The sequence below is a fragment of the Mesorhizobium sp. B2-4-7 genome, assembly GCF_006442685.1.
Classification (GTDB): domain Bacteria; phylum Pseudomonadota; class Alphaproteobacteria; order Rhizobiales; family Rhizobiaceae; genus Mesorhizobium.
In genome coordinates this window covers 206,922-221,555 of the sequence record NZ_VFVH01000008.1, presented here as the reverse complement: position 1 = coordinate 221,555, position 14,634 = coordinate 206,922, and the positions used below count along the sequence as shown (strand labels likewise).

Genomic DNA, 14,634 nt, shown 5'->3' with positions numbered 1-14,634 from the left:
TTGTTACAAGACTGCCGTGACAGGGATGTGAAAATGGAGGGATGTGAAGACGGTGCGATATGGAAATGGCGGTGGACTGCTCCACCGCCATTCCGCTTGAAATACTACCGGGTCAGGCCGCAGGTTTGCGTCGGCGATCGGGCGTGATCGCTTCTTCGGTCAGCTGCGCGACCGCTTGGGCGAGACCCAGCGACTCCTGATCGCGCGATCCGAGGCGGCGCATGTTGACCGTCTGCTCTTCCGCCTCGCGCTTGCCGCAGACGAGGATGACCGGAACCTTGGCTAGGCTGTGCTCACGGACCTTATAGTTGATCTTCTCGTTGCGCAGATCCGCCTCGGCGGACAAGCCCGCGGCTTTCAGCTTCGCCACCACTTCGTTCGCATAGCCGTCGGCGTCCGAAGTGATCGTCGCCACCACTACCTGCAGCGGCGCGAACCACAGCGGGAAATGGCCGGAATAGTTCTCGATCAGGATGCCGAGGAAGCGCTCCATCGAGCCGCAGATGGCACGGTGCACCATGACAGGCTGTTTCTTCTCGGAATCCGAGCCGATGTAGAAGGCACCGAAACGCTCCGGCAGGTTGAAGTCGACCTGCGTGGTGCCGCATTGCCATTCGCGGCCGATGGCATCCTTCAGCACATATTCGAACTTCGGCCCGTAGAAGGCGCCCTCGCCAGGATTGATCGAGGTCTTGATGCGGTTGCCCGATCGCGTCCTGATCGTCTCCAGCACGCCGCTCATGATCGCTTCGGCGTGATCCCAGGCTTCGTCGGTGCCGACGCGCTTGTCCGGCCGGGTCGACAGCTTCACGCTGATTTCGTCGAAGCCGAAATCGGCATAGGTCGACAGAATCAGATCGTTGATACGCAGGCACTCCGACGCCAGTTGCTCCTCGGTGCAGAAAATATGCGCGTCATCCTGCGTGAAACCGCGCACGCGCATCAGCCCGTGTAGCGCGCCCGACGGCTCATAGCGATGCACATTGCCGAATTCCGCAAGCTTTACCGGCAGGTCGCGATAGGATTTCAACCCGTGCTTGAATATCTGCACATGGCCAGGACAGTTCATCGGCTTCAGCGCGAACACGCGGTCGTCATCGGTGTCGTCGCCGGCAACCGTGACCTTGAACATGGCGTCGCGGTACCAGCCCCAATGGCCCGACGTCTCCCACAGGCTCTTGTCGAGCACCTGCGGTGCGTTGACCTCCTGGTAGCCCTGCTCGTCGAGGCGGCGGCGCATGTAGTTGACCAGGTTCTGGAACATCTTCCAGCCCTTGGCATGCCAGAAGACGACACCGGGCCCCTCTTCCTGGAAATGGAACAAATCCATCTCGCGGCCGAGCTTCCTGTGGTCGCGCTTTTCGGCTTCCTCCAGCATTGTCTGGTAGGCGTCGAGCTGCGCCTGATCAGCCCACGCCGTGCCGTAGATGCGCGTCAGCATCGGGTTGTTCGAATCTCCGCGCCAATAGGCGCCCGCCACCTTCATCAGCTTGAAGGCATTGCCGATCTGCCCGGTCGAGGCCATATGCGGACCGCGGCAAAGGTCGAACCAGTCGCCTTGCGCGTAGATCTTGAGATCCTGATCGTCAGGAATGGCGTCGATCAGTTCCAGCTTGTAGCGCTCGCCCTTGTCGGCAAAGACCTTTTTGGCCTTGTCGCGCGACCAGACTTCCTTCGTGAACGGCTTGTTGCGCGCAATGATCTCGCGCATCTTCTTCTCGATCACCGGGAAGTCGTCCGGAGTGAACGGCTCGTTGCGGGCGAAGTCGTAGTAGAATCCGTTCTCGATTACCGGCCCGATGGTCACCTGCGTTCCCGGCCATATCTCCTGCACGGCCTCCGCCAGCACGTGTGCCGCGTCATGGCGGATGAGTTCCAGCGCGCGCGGATCGTCGCGGGTGATGATCTCGATCTTGCCGGACTTGCCGAGCGGATCGGAGAGATCGCGCACGGTACCGTCGATGGCATAGGCCACGGCCTTCTTGGCCAGCGACTTGGAGATCGATTCGGCAAGGCCTGCACCGGTCATCGCCGCATCGTAGTCGCGCACGGAGCCATCGGGAAATGTCAGGGAAACGGCATTCAGCATCAGGTATTCTCCTATCCAGTCCCGCAAACGAGCGCGGGTGGTGAAATGCAGGTCGTCAGCTGTTCGAGGCTGCGACCTGCCAGGTAGCCGGAGGCGTCCGGCGGCGGCAGTCTTTTATGGGCAGATGCCGCCGCCGTAAAGCCTCGGCTATTTAATCAGCATTGGCAGGTCCTTCAGGAAGGCCGCGCGCGTCGCGAGCCCCTTCGGCATGTCGCTCCGCTTCGTATCGACGACGAGCCGGGCAAACACGATCTGGCGGCCGTCTTTCTGCGCCCAGCCGACGAACCAGCCGAGTGAACGCCTGTCCTTGCCGCCCTCGCCGACCCTGGTGCTGCCCGTCTTGCCCTGGACGGTCCAGTCGCCGGCCTTGAAGCTGGGCATGACGGCTTTCGTCATGTCGTGAGCCTTGGCCGAGACCGGCATCTTGCCGGCGAGGAGCTTACGCAGGAAGTCTATCTGTTCGACCGGCGTGATCTTGAGCGAGGAGTTCACCCACGAGTGGGTCAGGCCGTCATTCTTGCCGGGATCGCCGGAAACGTCCGCATTGCCATAGCCGAACTTCGAGACGTAGCCGGCAAAGCTCTCCGGTCCAAGCCGGCGGGTGATCTCGCGCGAATACCACAGCACCGAGTCCCGCTCCCAGATCGTCGGATCGACGGTCTTGTGGTCCCGCTTGACCGCCTTGAATTCAGGCTTGTAGCCCCAGCTCGGCGTGTGTTCGTCGCTGAGTATGCCGGCATCGTAACCGATCAGCGACAGCGGCACCTTGAACGTCGAGGCCGGGCTGAACCGCTGATCGCAGACGCCGTTCTGGTAAAGCGTCTTGCCGCTCTGTGCATCGGCGATCAACGTGCACTGCACATCCCCGAGCGGCGCCGATTGCGCGCGCATCGGAAATCCCAGAAGCCAGGCAAGCAGGAACAGGACTCCGGCAAGGATGAAGGGAAGACGGTCGACATTGCGCATTGGATGCTCGCTCCAGAGGGGGTTCGGCGAGCGGCTTAGCGAGGTCTCTTGTCTCGATTTTGTCTCAAATTCGCAGTTGTTGTGCAGGCTGCCGTTAACCCTACCAGATCGTAAACGGTTGCCTTGAAGAACTGACCGGCAGTCAGCTTCGCGCCTCGTCGCGGTTGCTGCCGATCCGCCAATATCGCCACGGCGTGAACCAGACATACCGATCCGCCAGAACCTCCGGAACAAGGTCGACGCCATGGGTGCCGAATGGTCCGCAGCGCAGAACCCTGAAAAATCCCATCCAGCCGCCGGCCCAAAGACCATGGCGGGCGATCGCCTCATGCGCATATTCCGAGCAGGTCGGCAGATGACGGCAGGAATTGCCGATGAAGCTGGACAGCGTCAGTTGATAGAGGCGCACCAGCGACGTGCCCAACACCCGGCCGGGGGTCTTGCGCCACGGGCCGGACCAGTTGCGGCCGCGCCGCGGCGGCCCGGCTGTATGTGCATGCCCATGCTGGTCGCCCACTGCGATCTCCGTCTTTCCAGACGATAGATGTGGGCTTCATCGGGAGAACGCAATCCCGCCCCTGCTTGCTGAGCTTTCACGGGCGGAAGCGGCGAAGTGGCTGCCGATCAGCCGGCGGTGCCCACCGGCAGGGGCTAGGCTGCTCTTCGTGGTGCTTCCGACGGGTCCTTTCGTCACGCCACTGATAGGTTGCAATCCGCATCACATCGCCAAAAATCTCTAGCAACTGGACCATGGCCGTATCTCCTTGACGACGAGTAGACCGCCGCTGGCCTTCGCCTTCAAACGAGTATAATTTCCACTTCGGATAATCCTGGGTTATGCGAATGAAGCGTGGGCGATTGCCGCTGACGGCCTTGAGGAGCTTTGAAGCAGCCGGGCGGCACCTGAGTTTCAGCAGGGCGGCCGAGGAGCTTTTCGTCTCGCAGGCAGCGATCAGCCGGCAGATCCGCGAGCTCGAGATCTTTCTGCGCCGGCCCCTGTTCGAACGTCACCATCGCCGCGTCGAACTGACCGATGCGGGCCGCCGGCTGCTCAGTCAGCTGGTCAGGAGTTTCGACGCCATCGACGCCCTGCTTTCCGAGTTGGTGGCGGCTCCCGCGCAGACAGTGGTTCGCGTCAGCGTCGAGCCGTCTCTGGCATCGGTATGGCTGGTGCCGCGGCTCAACCGTTTTCGCCAATTGCGGCCCGACATCGACGTCGCGCTCGAAGTCGATCCAAGGCTGATTGAGTTTCGCGGCGACCAGCCTGAACTTGCGTTACGCTTCAGTGCGCATGCTGCCTCGTGGCCGCGCAGCGAGGCCGAGCAGCTTGCCTCGACGGTCGATTCACCGGTTCTGTCGCCGGCGCTGCTTGCCGCGGGGCCTCCCCTCGACAAGCCGGCCGACCTTGGCCGCTATACGCTGTTGCATGAGGAAAACCGACAGGGTTGGGCGCGCTGGTTTGAGGCGGCTGGTGTGCCTGCCGACGCCGTGCCCGCGCGCGGTCCCATGCTGGCGGATGCATCGCTTTCGAAGCAGGCCGCCCTGCTCGGACACGGCGTGGCGCTGGGCGATCTCCTGCAGATCGGCGAAGAGCTCGCCTCCGGCACGTTGGTCAAGCCGTTCGACATCGACGTCGCGTCCGGCGCCTATTGGCTGGTGGCCAGAAGCCTGCGCGATCTCCCCGAGCCAGCCGCCGCGTTCGCCGACTGGGTGAGAAGCGAATTCGCCGAAAGCAGACGGCTCCAATAGGCCGCCAAATGGGCTATCAGGCGGCTTCTTCGGCGCGCTTCTTCTCGATCTGACCGATCGCGTCGACCACCGCGTCGAAGGTCAACATGGTCGAGGCATGGCGCGCCTTGTAATCGCGCACCGGTTCCAGATATTTGAGATCGGCGAAGCGGCCTTCCGGCGGCGCTCCGTTCTCTTTCAGCATTTTCAGCATGGTCTCGCGCACCGCGCGCAATTCGTCGGCCGTAGCGCCAACCACATGCTGCGCCATGATGGAGGACGAGGCCTGGCCGAGCGCGCAGGCCTTCACGTCATGTGCGAAATCGGTAACCACGCCGTCCGCCATATTGAGATCGACGGTAACGGTAGAGCCGCACAATTTGGAATGTGCCCTCGCGCTGGCGTCGGGATGATCGAGCCGGCCGATCCGTGTGATATTTCCGGCAAAACCGAGAATTTTCGCATTGTAGACGTCGTTGATCATTATTTTCCAGTCCGTCGCCGCCAAGCGAACAGCGTTTGCCGCTGACGCGTCTTTCTTTCGCTCGTCATGACCATATATAATGGTGGCAGTCCGGTATCGACAAGGCGACGAAAAGCCCACGTCTTTGCCGCAGTTTGCTCACGCCGCTTACGGGGCTGGAAACCGGGCGAGTTTCCGACGCCGAAAGGTCGTGGTCCGTTCAACTCGTTCCTCCTGAGAGAGGGACTACGGGAGACGCCTTTATGGATGCCGTTATCAAGAAGTTCATGCCCCAGTCGGCCTACATGGAAAAGCCCGTCACCGACCGGCCGAGCGAGGCCGACGTCGAGGCTGCGGTACGCACGCTTTTGCGCTGGACCGGCGACAACCCCGATCGCGAAGGGCTGGTCGACACGCCCAAGCGGGTGGCCAAGGCCTATCGGGAAATGTTCGGCGGCTATGACATGTGCCCGGCCGAAGAGCTTGGCCGCACCTTCGAGGAAGTGGCAGGTTACGACGACCTTGTCATCGTCAAGGACATCCAGTTCCATTCGCATTGCGAACATCACATGGTGCCGATCATCGGCAAGGCCCATGTCGGCTATCTGCCGGACGGCAAGGTCGTCGGCCTGTCCAAGATCGCGCGCGTGGTCGATATCTTCGCCCATCGCCTGCAGACCCAGGAAGCCATGACCGCGCAGATCGCCGGCGTCATTCAGGATGTGCTCAATCCGCGCGGCGTTGCAGTGATGATCGAGGCCGAGCACATGTGCATGGCCATGCGCGGCATCCGCAAGCAGGGCTCCACCACGCTGACCTCGACCTTCACCGGCGTGTTCAAGGATACTCCCGAAGAACAGGTTCGTTTCGTCACCATGGTGCGTGGCGGTGGGGTGTAAGCCGCCTCGCCCAGCATCGCCGGACCATGATTCCGAAAGTGGATACCGGTTTTCGGATAGTCATGGTCAAACAGGAAGATAGCCCGGCGATGTCGGCACTGGAATTTCCGAAGGCTCCCTCAGACAAGAAAGCGCTGGAAGAAGGCGCGGTGTTTTCACCGCGCTTCGATGCCGCCGGCCTGGTCACCGTCGTCGTCACCGATGCGGCAGACGGCGTGCTTTTGATGGTCGCGCACATGAATGCGCAGGCTCTGGCGTTGACGCTTGAAACAGGTATCGCCCACTACTGGTCGCGTTCGCGCAATGCGCTGTGGAAGAAGGGCGAAACGTCAGGCAATCTCCAGCATGTCATCGAGGTGCTCACGGATTGTGACCAGGACGCCATATGGTTGCGCGTCAAAGTGCTAGGCCACGACGCAACTTGTCACACAGGCCGGCGTTCCTGCTTCTATCGGACGGTGGGGCTGATCGACGGCAAGGCGATGCTTGCCGACGATGGCAGCGAGCCCTTGTTCGATGCGGAAAAAACGTATCGGAAGCTCCCGTGAATGACCAGCTTGAACCTTTTGCCCGCAGCCAACCACATAGATTCACCATTTCGATACGGCCCGCCTATATATTAGCTGTGGGACAAGGGAGATCATGATGCTCGAGTGGGCGTCATTGCGTAACAGAGCGGACGTACGAGAGGCGAATGGTCCCGCTTCGTCCGGCGGCGCGGCCGAAACAACATCACCAAAGAAAACTGGCATCTCGCTTGCACTGGGCGGCGGTTGCGCAAGAGGCTGGGCGCATATCGGCGTGCTGCGCGCGCTCGATGAAGCCGGCATCGAGGTTTCGATGATTGCCGGCACCTCGATCGGCGCGCTGGTCGGCGGCTGTTACCTCGCCGGAAAACTGGACGAGTTGGAAGAGTTCGCCCGCAGCCTGACCAGGCGGCGCATCTTCGGCCTGCTCGATCTAAACCTGCGCGGCAGCGGTCTGTTCGGCGGCATGAAGCTGGATGCTCGCCTGCGTGAGCATGTGGCCGGCATTCGCTTTGAGGATTTGTCCAAGCCGTTCGTCGCGGTCGCTTCCGAAATCCGCACCGGCCATGAGATCTGGCTGTCGAACGGCTCGCTGATAACAGCCATGCGCGCTTCCTATGCCTTGCCTGGCGTGTTCGAGCCGGTGACTTGCAATGGCCGCGTGTTGGTCGACGGAGCTTTGGTCAATCCGGTGCCGGTGTCGGTCTGCCGTGCCTATGAGCAGCCGCTGGTTGTCGCGGTCAACCTTCATTACGACCTGTTCGGCCGTGCCGCCGTCATCAAGCATAGCGCCGGTGAACTGGTCGTCGAGAACGATGCACCGCGCAGTGGCCAATTCGACCCGGAGCACCGGGCGCATCAGACGCGGCTTGGCATCACCGGCGTCATGGTCGAGGCCTTCAACATCATCCAAGACCGAATCTCGCGCGCCAGGCTTGCCGGCGATCCGCCGGACATGTCGCTGCAGCCCAAGCTCAGCCACATCGGTCTGACCGAATTCCACCGCGCCGATGAGGCGATCCAGATCGGCTATAGGGCAACGATGGCACAGATCGGCGAACTGACCCGGCTTCAGACGGTTCTCGCCTGATCAAAGACGCATCAGGCGCGTGCCGCGTCGACGATGCGGAACTGCACGCTGCGATTGCCGTTCCAGTAATTGCCCGACAATGAGCCGGCGACGTGGATCGTCTTACCACGGTTCTTGAACAGGAAGTCGCCGAGCACGGTGTCGACGGCACGAAAGGCGATCGCCTGGATGCGACCGCCACTGCCCGACTGGAGGTCGGCGCGGATGTGGTTGGTGCCGACCAGCCGGGCGTCGGCCAGCCGATGGCGAGGCAGCGCGAAAACAGGCGCGACATGCCCTGCACCGAACGGGCCGGCCTTTTCCAGCGCATCCAGCAAGGCCAGCGTCGCACCCTCGGCGGCAAGCGCGCCGTCGATCGCCAGGCTTTCCTCGTCTTGCAATCGGAACACGTCGGCTGCTGCGCGCTCCTCGAAAAATGCCCTGAGCTCGCCGAGCCGCGTGCGCTCGACGGTAATGCCGGCTGCCATGCCATGGCCGCCGCCCTTGACGATCAGCCCGGCATCTGCGGCTTCGCGCACCAGCCGGCCGAGATCGAAGCCCGACACCGAGCGACCTGAACCGGTGCCGGTGCCGGTGGCGTTGAAGGCGATGGCGAAGGCCGGCCGTCGGGCATGGTCCTTGAGCCTGGAGGCAAGCAGGCCGACGATGCCGGGATGCCAGTTGGTGCTAGCGGTAACGACGATGGCCGGCCCGCTGCCGCCGGCAAGCTCGGCATCGGCCTCGGCACGCGCCGCGGCCAGCATCTCGTGTTCCATCAGCTGCCGCTCCTGGTTGAGCCGATCGAGCGTCTCGGCGATGGTGCGGGCCTCGACCGGATCGTCGGTCGCAAGCAGCCGGCTGCCGAGGGCGGCGTCGCCGATGCGCCCGCCGGCGTTTATGCGCGGTCCGATCAGGTAGGCCAGATGGAAGGTGCTGAGCGGCTCGCCGACGCGCGAGACCCGCGCCAGCGCAGACATTCCCTCGTTCTTCTGCTGGCGCGCCACTTGCAAGCCCTTGACGACGAAGGCACGGTTGACGCCGGTGAGCGGCACCACATCGCAGACCGTGGCCAGCGCCACGAGATCGAGCAGCGAGAGCAGGTCCGGCGGCGTGGCGTCGGCCAGCCGGCCGCGCAGGACCTTGGCCGTCTGCACCAGCGCGAGAAAAACCACTCCGGCGGCGCAGAGATGGCCCTGCCCGGAAAGGTCGTCGTCGCGGTTGGGGTTGACCACCGCGTGTGCCGCCGGCAAGGCGCCGCCGACCTGATGATGGTCGAGCACCACGACATCGGCACCGGCGGCATTGGCCGCGTCGATGGAAGCCGCGCTGTTGGTGCCGCAATCGACGGTGACGATCAGCGTCGCGCCGCGCGAGATGAGCTCGCGCATGGCTTCGGGATTGGGACCGTAACCCTCGAAGATACGATCGGGAATGTAGATTTCCGACGATATCGAGAAATGCGCGAGGAAGCGTTTGAGCAAGGCCGACGAGGCGGCGCCATCGACATCGTAGTCGCCGAAGATCGCCACCTTCTCCCGGGCCATCACCGCGGCGGCTATTCGAATGGCCGCCTTGTCCATGTCGGTCAGCGAAGCCGGGTCCGGCAGCAGGTCGCGGATCGTCGGGTCGAGAAAGCGCTCCGCCTGTTCCGCCGTCACGCCACGTCCGGCAAGCACGCGCGCGACGATATCGGGCACGCCGTGCCCCTGTGCGATGGCAAGCGCGACCATGTCCTGCCGCTCGGTCAGCCGATGTTCCCAGGAAACACCGGTGGCCGACTGTCGGACATCGAGAAAAAGGCGTCTCTCGCCCGTCATGCGAGGCGACGTTTGCGGATGATCATTGCCCACAATATGCGACGGCCAGTCAGGAATGCATCAAAACTTTTCCAGGTCCTGATGCCGGGCCTTGATCTCGCGCACGGTGCGCGACGACGAGCGCAGCACGATCGTGTGCGTTGTGATGTAGTTGCGGCCGAACTTGACCCCTGCCAGCATGTTGCCGTCGGTGACGCCGGTGGCCGCGAACAACACATCGCCGCGCGCCATGTCCTCGGCCCGGTAGACCCGCTTCGGGTCGGCAATACCCATCTTGCCGGCGCGGGCGACCTTCTCGGGCGTATCGAGGATCAAGCGGCCCTGCATCTGGCCACCCGTGCAGCGCAGCGCCGCCGCGGCCAGCACGCCCTCCGGCGCGCCGCCAATGCCGAGATAGATGTCGATGCCGGTTTCCTCGGGATCGGTGGTGTGGATGACACCGGCGACGTCGCCATCGCCGATCAGCCGGATTGCCGCCCCGGTGGCGCGCACGGCGTCGATCAGCTTGCCATGGCGCGGACGGTCGAGGATGCAAGCGGTAACGTCGGACACCGCGACGCCCTTGGCCTTTGCCAGGCTGGCTATGTTTTCGGCCGGCGACGCATCGATGTCGATGACGCCCTCGGCATAGCCCGGGCCGATGGCGATCTTGTCCATGTAGACATCGGGCGCGAACAGCAGGCTGCCCTTCTCGGCGATGGCGATGACGGCCAGCGCGTTGGGCAGGTTCTTGGCGCAGATCGTGGTGCCTTCAAGCGGGTCGAGCGCAATGTCGACCGCCGGGCCTTTGCCGGTGCCGACCTCCTCTCCGATATAGAGCATCGGCGCCTCGTCCCGCTCGCCTTCGCCGATCACCACCGTGCCCTTGATGGCGAGGCGATTGAGCTCCTGGCGCATGGCGTCCACCGCGACCTGGTCGGCGGCCTTTTCGTCACCGCGTCCGCGCAGCCTGGCGGCCGCGACGGCGGCGCGTTCGGTGACGCGCACCAGTTCCATGGTGAGTATCCGGTCAAGTCCGGCGATAATGTTGTGGGCCACGTTCATCAGGTCGATCCTCGTTCGCATGCCGCCTCCCGCCGGAGGCGCGCCTCTTGTGTCAAACGAGCATGACAACGGCAAGACCTCTCGAAGGTTTTCTCGAAAAGCCTGCAATATCAACCGATTAAATTATGGATAGCACGATTCCGGCGAACCTGGGCCGCTTTCAAAGTAGGTATCGAGATCTAAAACACGGCCAGATATTTCAATAGCGAAACGATGCCGATGATGATGACGATGATCTGCGCGATCTGCCGCATCCTGGCGTCCAGCGGCAATCGCTGAATGAGGTAAAGCACCAGAATGATCACCAGGAACGTGATCAGGATGCCGATCAGGACGGAAGAAGCCATAGTGCTCCCCTGGAAATTGCTCGACGGACAGGTAAGCCGGCAAAAACCGGCTCGGTCGTTACCGGATCAATACCAGCGGCGCTGGCTGTCATTCATCGACTGGCCAACGGCGAGGCCGGCCAGAAAACCCAGCAGCCCGATGACGCCGACCACTGCCGTCGTCGTGCCCGGGTTTTCACGCGCGACCTCCGAGACCGCCTGGGCGTGGCTGCGCAACTGCTGAGCCGTTCGCGACGCACGGCTCGCCGCGCTGTCGTAGACGTCGGATGCCTGAGCCGAGGCCTCGTCAACCAGTTCCGCACCTCGCTCCGAAAGGCTCTTGTTGATCCTGGTGATCTCCTTGCGCAGGTCGGCGATCTGCTTTTCGAGCGTCTTTTGGATGTCGTCGATCTGGGGGGTGTCGGATTTCGATGTTTCGGCCATTGGCATTCCCTCGGTTTGCACCTCGTGAGAACGGCGCTGGCCGGGATTGGTTCCGGCGAGCCAGGCAGCGGCATCGGCCGCAACAGTATCGTCGCAGCAATCCAGTGGTGCGCGACGGAAGGAAATATCTATCCTGCCCGTTCGATCCGGATGACCTGCGGCTTGTCGGTCAGGTGACCATCCTTGGTGATACCGTCCACGGCCTTGCGCACCGCGGCTTCGGTGGTCTCGTGGGTGACGAGGATCACCGTCTTTTGCGCCGCCACTTCGCCGCTGATCGCGTGCTGGACGATCGATTCCAGCGAGATATCGTTATCGGCCATGCGCTTGGCGATGGCCGCGAACACGCCAATGCGGTCATGCACGGTCAGCCGGATGAAATAGCCGCCGGCATGGCTGCGCATCTGCGCCTTCTTGTAAGGCTTCAATTCCCTCGCCGGCCTGCCGAAGACCGGGCCGTGCTGGAAGCCGGGACGGCTCTTTGCGATATCGGCGATGTCGCCGATGACGGCCGAGGCGGTGGCATTGCCGCCGGCGCCGGGGCCGGAGAGCAGCAGTTCGCCGAGGATGTCGGTCTCGATCGCCACCGCATTGATGACGCCGTGGACCTGCGCGATCACCGAGGCTGTCGGCACCATGGTTGGATGCACGCGCTGCTCGATGCCGCTGTCGGTGCGCTGGGCAACGCCAAGCAGCTTGATCCGGTAGCCGAGATCGCCGGCCGCACGGATATCGGCCTGGGTGATGTTGGAGATGCCTTCCATGTAGATGTCGTTGGCGGCGATCTTGGTGCCGAAGGCCAGGCTGGTCAGGATCGACAGCTTGTGCGCGGTGTCATGGCCCTCGATGTCGAAGGTCGGGTCGGCCTCGGCATAGCCCAGCCGCTGCGCGTCCTTGAGGCAGGCATCGAACGAGATCCCTTCGGCCTCCATACGGGTCAGGATATAGTTGCAGGTGCCGTTGAGAATACCGAAGACGCGGGTGACCGAGTTGCCGGCCATCGCCTCTCGCATGGTCTTGATAACGGGAATGCCGCCCGCCACCGCGGCCTCGTAGTTGAGCAGCACGCCCTTCTTCTCGGCGATCTCGGCCAGTGCGACACCATGTTTGGCCAGCAGCGCCTTGTTCGCCGTAACGACATGACGGCCGGCCTCGAGCGCCGTCTTCACAGCCGCAAACGCTGGCCCCTCGTCGCCGCCGATCAGCTCGACGAAAACGTCGATCTCGGCGGCCTGCGCCATCTTGACAGGATCGTCGAACCATTTCGCGGCATTGAGATCGACCCCGCGGTCGCGCTTGGGATCACGCGCCGAAACCGCCGACACGACGATGTCGCGCCCACACTGCCGTGTCAGTTCCGCCGCCTTGTCGCGCAGCACGCGCGCCACTGACGCGCCGACCGTGCCGAGGCCGGCAATTCCAACACGCAGAGCTTCAGCCATGGCCGGCGATGTCCCCCGAAAGATCAAACGAAATTGTGTGCGGAAAGCTTACCGATGGGCGGAAAGCGGCACGACATTGTTGGGTTGCTTGGCGCTGGTCGCCAGGAAGCGCTTGATGTTGCGCGCCGCCTGCCGGATCCGGTGCTCGTTCTCGACCAGCGCGACACGCACGAAATCATCGCCATGTTCGCCGAAGCCGACGCCTGGCGCCACCGCAACGTCGGCATGTTCGATGAGCAGCTTGGAGAATTCGAGCGAGCCGAGATGGCGGAACGGCTCCGGAATCGGAGCCCAGGCGAACATGGACGCAGCCGGAGCCGGAATGGTCCAGCCCGCGCGGCCGAAAGCATCGACCATCACGTCGCGCCGCTTGTGGTAGATGTCGCGCACTTCGGCGATGTCGGCGCCGTCGCCGTTGAGCGCGTGCGCGGCCGCCACCTGGATCGGGGTGAACGCACCGTAATCGAGATAGGATTTCACCCGGGTCAGCGCCGAGATAAGCCGCTCGTTGCCGACCGCAAAGCCCATGCGCCAGCCGGGCATGGAGAAGGTCTTCGACATGGAGGTGAACTCGACGCAAACGTCGATCGCGCCCGGCACCTGCAGCACCGAAGGCGGCGGATTGCCGTCGAAATAGATCTCCGAATAGGCAAGGTCCGACAGGATGATGATGTCGTTCTTCTTCGCGAACGCCACCACGTCCTTGTAAAAATCGAGCGAGGCGACCAGCGCCGTCGGGTTCGACGGGTAGTTGAGGATCAGCGCCAGCGGCTTCGGAATCGAATGGCGGATGCCGCGCTCGACCGCCGGGATGAAACCGTCATCGGGTTCCACCTGCAGCGACCGGATGACGCCGCCCGACATGATGAAGCCGAAAGCATGGATCGGGTAGGTTGGATTCGGGCACAGGATCACGTCGCCAGGGGCGGTGATCGCCTGCGCCATGTTGGCGAAGCCCTCTTTCGAACCCAGCGTTGCCACCACTTGCGTATCGGGATCAAGCTTCACGCCGAAGCGGCGCTGATAGTAAGCGGCCTGGGCGCGGCGCAGGCCCGGAATGCCGCGCGAGGAGGAATAGCGATGGGTGCGCGGATCGCGCACCACTTCGCACAACTTGTCGACGATTGCCTTGGGCGTCGGCAGGTCCGGATTGCCCATGCCGAGGTCGATGATGTCGGCGCCGCGCGAGCGGGCGCTGGCCTTGAGCCGGTTGACCTGCTCGAAGACATAGGGCGGAAGCCGGCGGACCTTGTGAAACTCTTCCATGGCAGTTCCAGACATCACTTGGCGTTTGGCAAGGCGCACCGTGTCGGCAAGTGCCTTGGGCGCGCGCTATATACTTATTTGCAGGTAGGGTCGAGGGTGGGGTCGCATTTGCCTTCGATCTGCTTCAGCGTCTGCGCGCCATGCTTGCTGGCCAGGTCCGTCAGCGCCGCCTGATTGGTGACGTTGGGGGCGCCGCCATTGGCTGCCTGCGCGCTTTCGTCCCCCTTCAATTCCGCGAGCCTGGCATTCCTCTCGGCATCGGTGAACTGTTTGGCCGCTACTTTCGGCGGGATGTTCAGGTTCGGAAAGGTGCCGGTATCCTTCGGTCCCGCTGATGTGGCGATGGGCACCGGGCCGCTGGTATTGGTGCTCGAGCAGGCCCCAAGGCACAGCAGGGCAATTGCCGCACCGATGCGGCAAAAACGACCGGCGCCGAAAAAAACAGTCTCGCCAATGTTAATCGTCATATTGTTTCCTTGGCAGCCGGGGTAGAGCGAGGTTGGACCCAGTCGGATGTCCCATGGTAATATGTCAAGAAAACGCTTCGGGAGGAA

At 63.0% G+C, this 14,634-nt stretch carries 15 protein-coding genes; 4 read left to right on the top strand and 11 right to left on the bottom strand.

The features are described from left to right. Window positions 1-112: 112 nt before the first annotated feature. From thrS to yidD, 3 genes are all read right to left on the bottom strand, one after another. Complete coding sequence (gene thrS, locus FJ946_RS21555; protein WP_140520999.1) at window positions 113-2,089, bottom strand: threonine--tRNA ligase; 1,977 nt, start codon at window positions 2,087-2,089, stop codon at window positions 113-115. Window positions 2,090-2,236: 147 nt separating this feature from the next. Further along, a complete protein-coding gene (blaOXA, locus tag FJ946_RS21550) occupies window positions 2,237-3,055 on the bottom strand; it encodes a class D beta-lactamase (RefSeq protein ID WP_140564055.1) in 819 nt (272 codons plus the stop codon). A gap of 142 nt (window positions 3,056-3,197) precedes the next feature. After that, entirely contained in the window at window positions 3,198-3,572 is a 375-nt protein-coding gene (gene yidD / locus FJ946_RS21545) for a membrane protein insertion efficiency factor YidD (protein ID WP_140521001.1), read from the bottom strand. 326 nt (window positions 3,573-3,898) lie between these two features. On the opposite strand from yidD, the gene FJ946_RS21540 reads away from it, so the two are divergent. Continuing rightward, window positions 3,899-4,804, top strand: a complete 906-nt coding sequence (locus FJ946_RS21540) for a LysR substrate-binding domain-containing protein (protein ID WP_140495828.1) — start codon at window positions 3,899-3,901, stop codon at window positions 4,802-4,804. A gap of 16 nt (window positions 4,805-4,820) precedes the next feature. Here FJ946_RS21540 and FJ946_RS21535 read toward each other — a convergent pair whose 3' ends face one another. Beyond that, the gene (locus FJ946_RS21535) at window positions 4,821-5,267 is read right to left on the bottom strand and encodes an iron-sulfur cluster assembly scaffold protein (protein ID WP_140495827.1); all 447 of its coding nucleotides are present in this window, start codon (window positions 5,265-5,267) and stop codon (window positions 4,821-4,823) included. A gap of 242 nt (window positions 5,268-5,509) precedes the next feature. Between FJ946_RS21535 and folE the strand changes: the two genes are divergently transcribed. The 3 genes from folE (at window position 5,510) to FJ946_RS21520 (ending at window position 7,762) form a co-directional block, all read left to right on the top strand. Beyond that, entirely contained in the window at window positions 5,510-6,145 is a 636-nt protein-coding gene (gene folE, locus FJ946_RS21530; RefSeq protein ID WP_140564056.1) for a GTP cyclohydrolase I FolE, read from the top strand. 89 nt (window positions 6,146-6,234) lie between these two features. Further along, window positions 6,235-6,693, top strand: coding sequence for a phosphoribosyl-AMP cyclohydrolase (gene hisI, locus FJ946_RS21525; RefSeq protein ID WP_140517282.1), 459 nt, complete (start codon window positions 6,235-6,237; stop codon window positions 6,691-6,693). Between the two features lie 97 nt (window positions 6,694-6,790). After that, entirely contained in the window at window positions 6,791-7,762 is a 972-nt protein-coding gene (locus FJ946_RS21520) for a patatin family protein (RefSeq protein ID WP_140495825.1), read from the top strand. An 11-nt stretch (window positions 7,763-7,773) separates the two neighbouring features. On the opposite strand, the gene recJ is transcribed toward FJ946_RS21520, so the two are convergent. The 7 genes from recJ to FJ946_RS21485 form a co-directional block, all read right to left on the bottom strand. After that, on the bottom strand, window positions 7,774-9,558 hold the full coding sequence (gene recJ, locus FJ946_RS21515) for a single-stranded-DNA-specific exonuclease RecJ (RefSeq protein WP_140495824.1): 1,785 nt from the start codon (window positions 9,556-9,558) through the stop codon (window positions 7,774-7,776). Between the two features lie 60 nt (window positions 9,559-9,618). Continuing rightward, the gene (gene glpX, locus FJ946_RS21510; RefSeq protein WP_140495884.1) at window positions 9,619-10,602 is read right to left on the bottom strand and encodes a class II fructose-bisphosphatase; all 984 of its coding nucleotides are present in this window, start codon (window positions 10,600-10,602) and stop codon (window positions 9,619-9,621) included. A gap of 179 nt (window positions 10,603-10,781) precedes the next feature. Then, window positions 10,782-10,949, bottom strand: a complete 168-nt coding sequence (locus FJ946_RS21505) for a Thivi_2564 family membrane protein (RefSeq protein ID WP_140495823.1) — start codon at window positions 10,947-10,949, stop codon at window positions 10,782-10,784. Between the two features lie 66 nt (window positions 10,950-11,015). After that, window positions 11,016-11,372, bottom strand: a complete 357-nt coding sequence (locus FJ946_RS21500) for a hypothetical protein (protein ID WP_140495822.1) — start codon at window positions 11,370-11,372, stop codon at window positions 11,016-11,018. A 128-nt stretch (window positions 11,373-11,500) separates the two neighbouring features. Further along, window positions 11,501-12,814, bottom strand: coding sequence for a homoserine dehydrogenase (locus tag FJ946_RS21495; RefSeq protein WP_140495821.1), 1,314 nt, complete (start codon window positions 12,812-12,814; stop codon window positions 11,501-11,503). 48 nt (window positions 12,815-12,862) lie between these two features. Then, window positions 12,863-14,080, bottom strand: a complete 1,218-nt coding sequence (locus FJ946_RS21490) for an LL-diaminopimelate aminotransferase (protein WP_140495820.1) — start codon at window positions 14,078-14,080, stop codon at window positions 12,863-12,865. 74 nt (window positions 14,081-14,154) lie between these two features. Next, window positions 14,155-14,547 carry a hypothetical protein gene (locus FJ946_RS21485; RefSeq protein ID WP_140495819.1) on the bottom strand — a complete coding sequence of 131 codons (393 nt, stop codon included), beginning with the start codon at window positions 14,545-14,547 and terminating at the stop codon, window positions 14,155-14,157. Window positions 14,548-14,634: the final 87 nt, after the last annotated feature.

Excerpts from the sequence above, each read along its gene's own strand:
- thrS (WP_140520999.1), bottom strand. The coding sequence starts at position 2,089 with ATGCTGAATGCCGTTTCCCTGACATTTCCCGATGGCTCCGTGCGCGAC.
- blaOXA (WP_140564055.1), bottom strand. The coding sequence starts at position 3,055 with ATGCGCAATGTCGACCGTCTTCCCTTCATCCTTGCCGGAGTCCTGTTC.
- FJ946_RS21540 (WP_140495828.1), top strand. The coding sequence starts at position 3,899 with ATGAAGCGTGGGCGATTGCCGCTGACGGCCTTGAGGAGCTTTGAAGCA.
- FJ946_RS21535 (WP_140495827.1), bottom strand. The coding sequence starts at position 5,267 with ATGATCAACGACGTCTACAATGCGAAAATTCTCGGTTTTGCCGGAAAT.
- folE (WP_140564056.1), top strand. The coding sequence starts at position 5,510 with ATGGATGCCGTTATCAAGAAGTTCATGCCCCAGTCGGCCTACATGGAA.
- hisI (WP_140517282.1), top strand. The coding sequence starts at position 6,235 with ATGTCGGCACTGGAATTTCCGAAGGCTCCCTCAGACAAGAAAGCGCTG.
- FJ946_RS21520 (WP_140495825.1), top strand. The coding sequence starts at position 6,791 with ATGCTCGAGTGGGCGTCATTGCGTAACAGAGCGGACGTACGAGAGGCG.
- recJ (WP_140495824.1), bottom strand. The coding sequence starts at position 9,558 with ATGACGGGCGAGAGACGCCTTTTTCTCGATGTCCGACAGTCGGCCACC.
- glpX (WP_140495884.1), bottom strand. The coding sequence starts at position 10,602 with ATGAACGTGGCCCACAACATTATCGCCGGACTTGACCGGATACTCACC.
- FJ946_RS21505 (WP_140495823.1), bottom strand. The coding sequence starts at position 10,949 with ATGGCTTCTTCCGTCCTGATCGGCATCCTGATCACGTTCCTGGTGATC.
- FJ946_RS21500 (WP_140495822.1), bottom strand. The coding sequence starts at position 11,372 with ATGGCCGAAACATCGAAATCCGACACCCCCCAGATCGACGACATCCAA.
- FJ946_RS21495 (WP_140495821.1), bottom strand. The coding sequence starts at position 12,814 with ATGGCTGAAGCTCTGCGTGTTGGAATTGCCGGCCTCGGCACGGTCGGC.
- FJ946_RS21490 (WP_140495820.1), bottom strand. The coding sequence starts at position 14,080 with ATGGAAGAGTTTCACAAGGTCCGCCGGCTTCCGCCCTATGTCTTCGAG.
- FJ946_RS21485 (WP_140495819.1), bottom strand. The coding sequence starts at position 14,547 with ATGACGATTAACATTGGCGAGACTGTTTTTTTCGGCGCCGGTCGTTTT.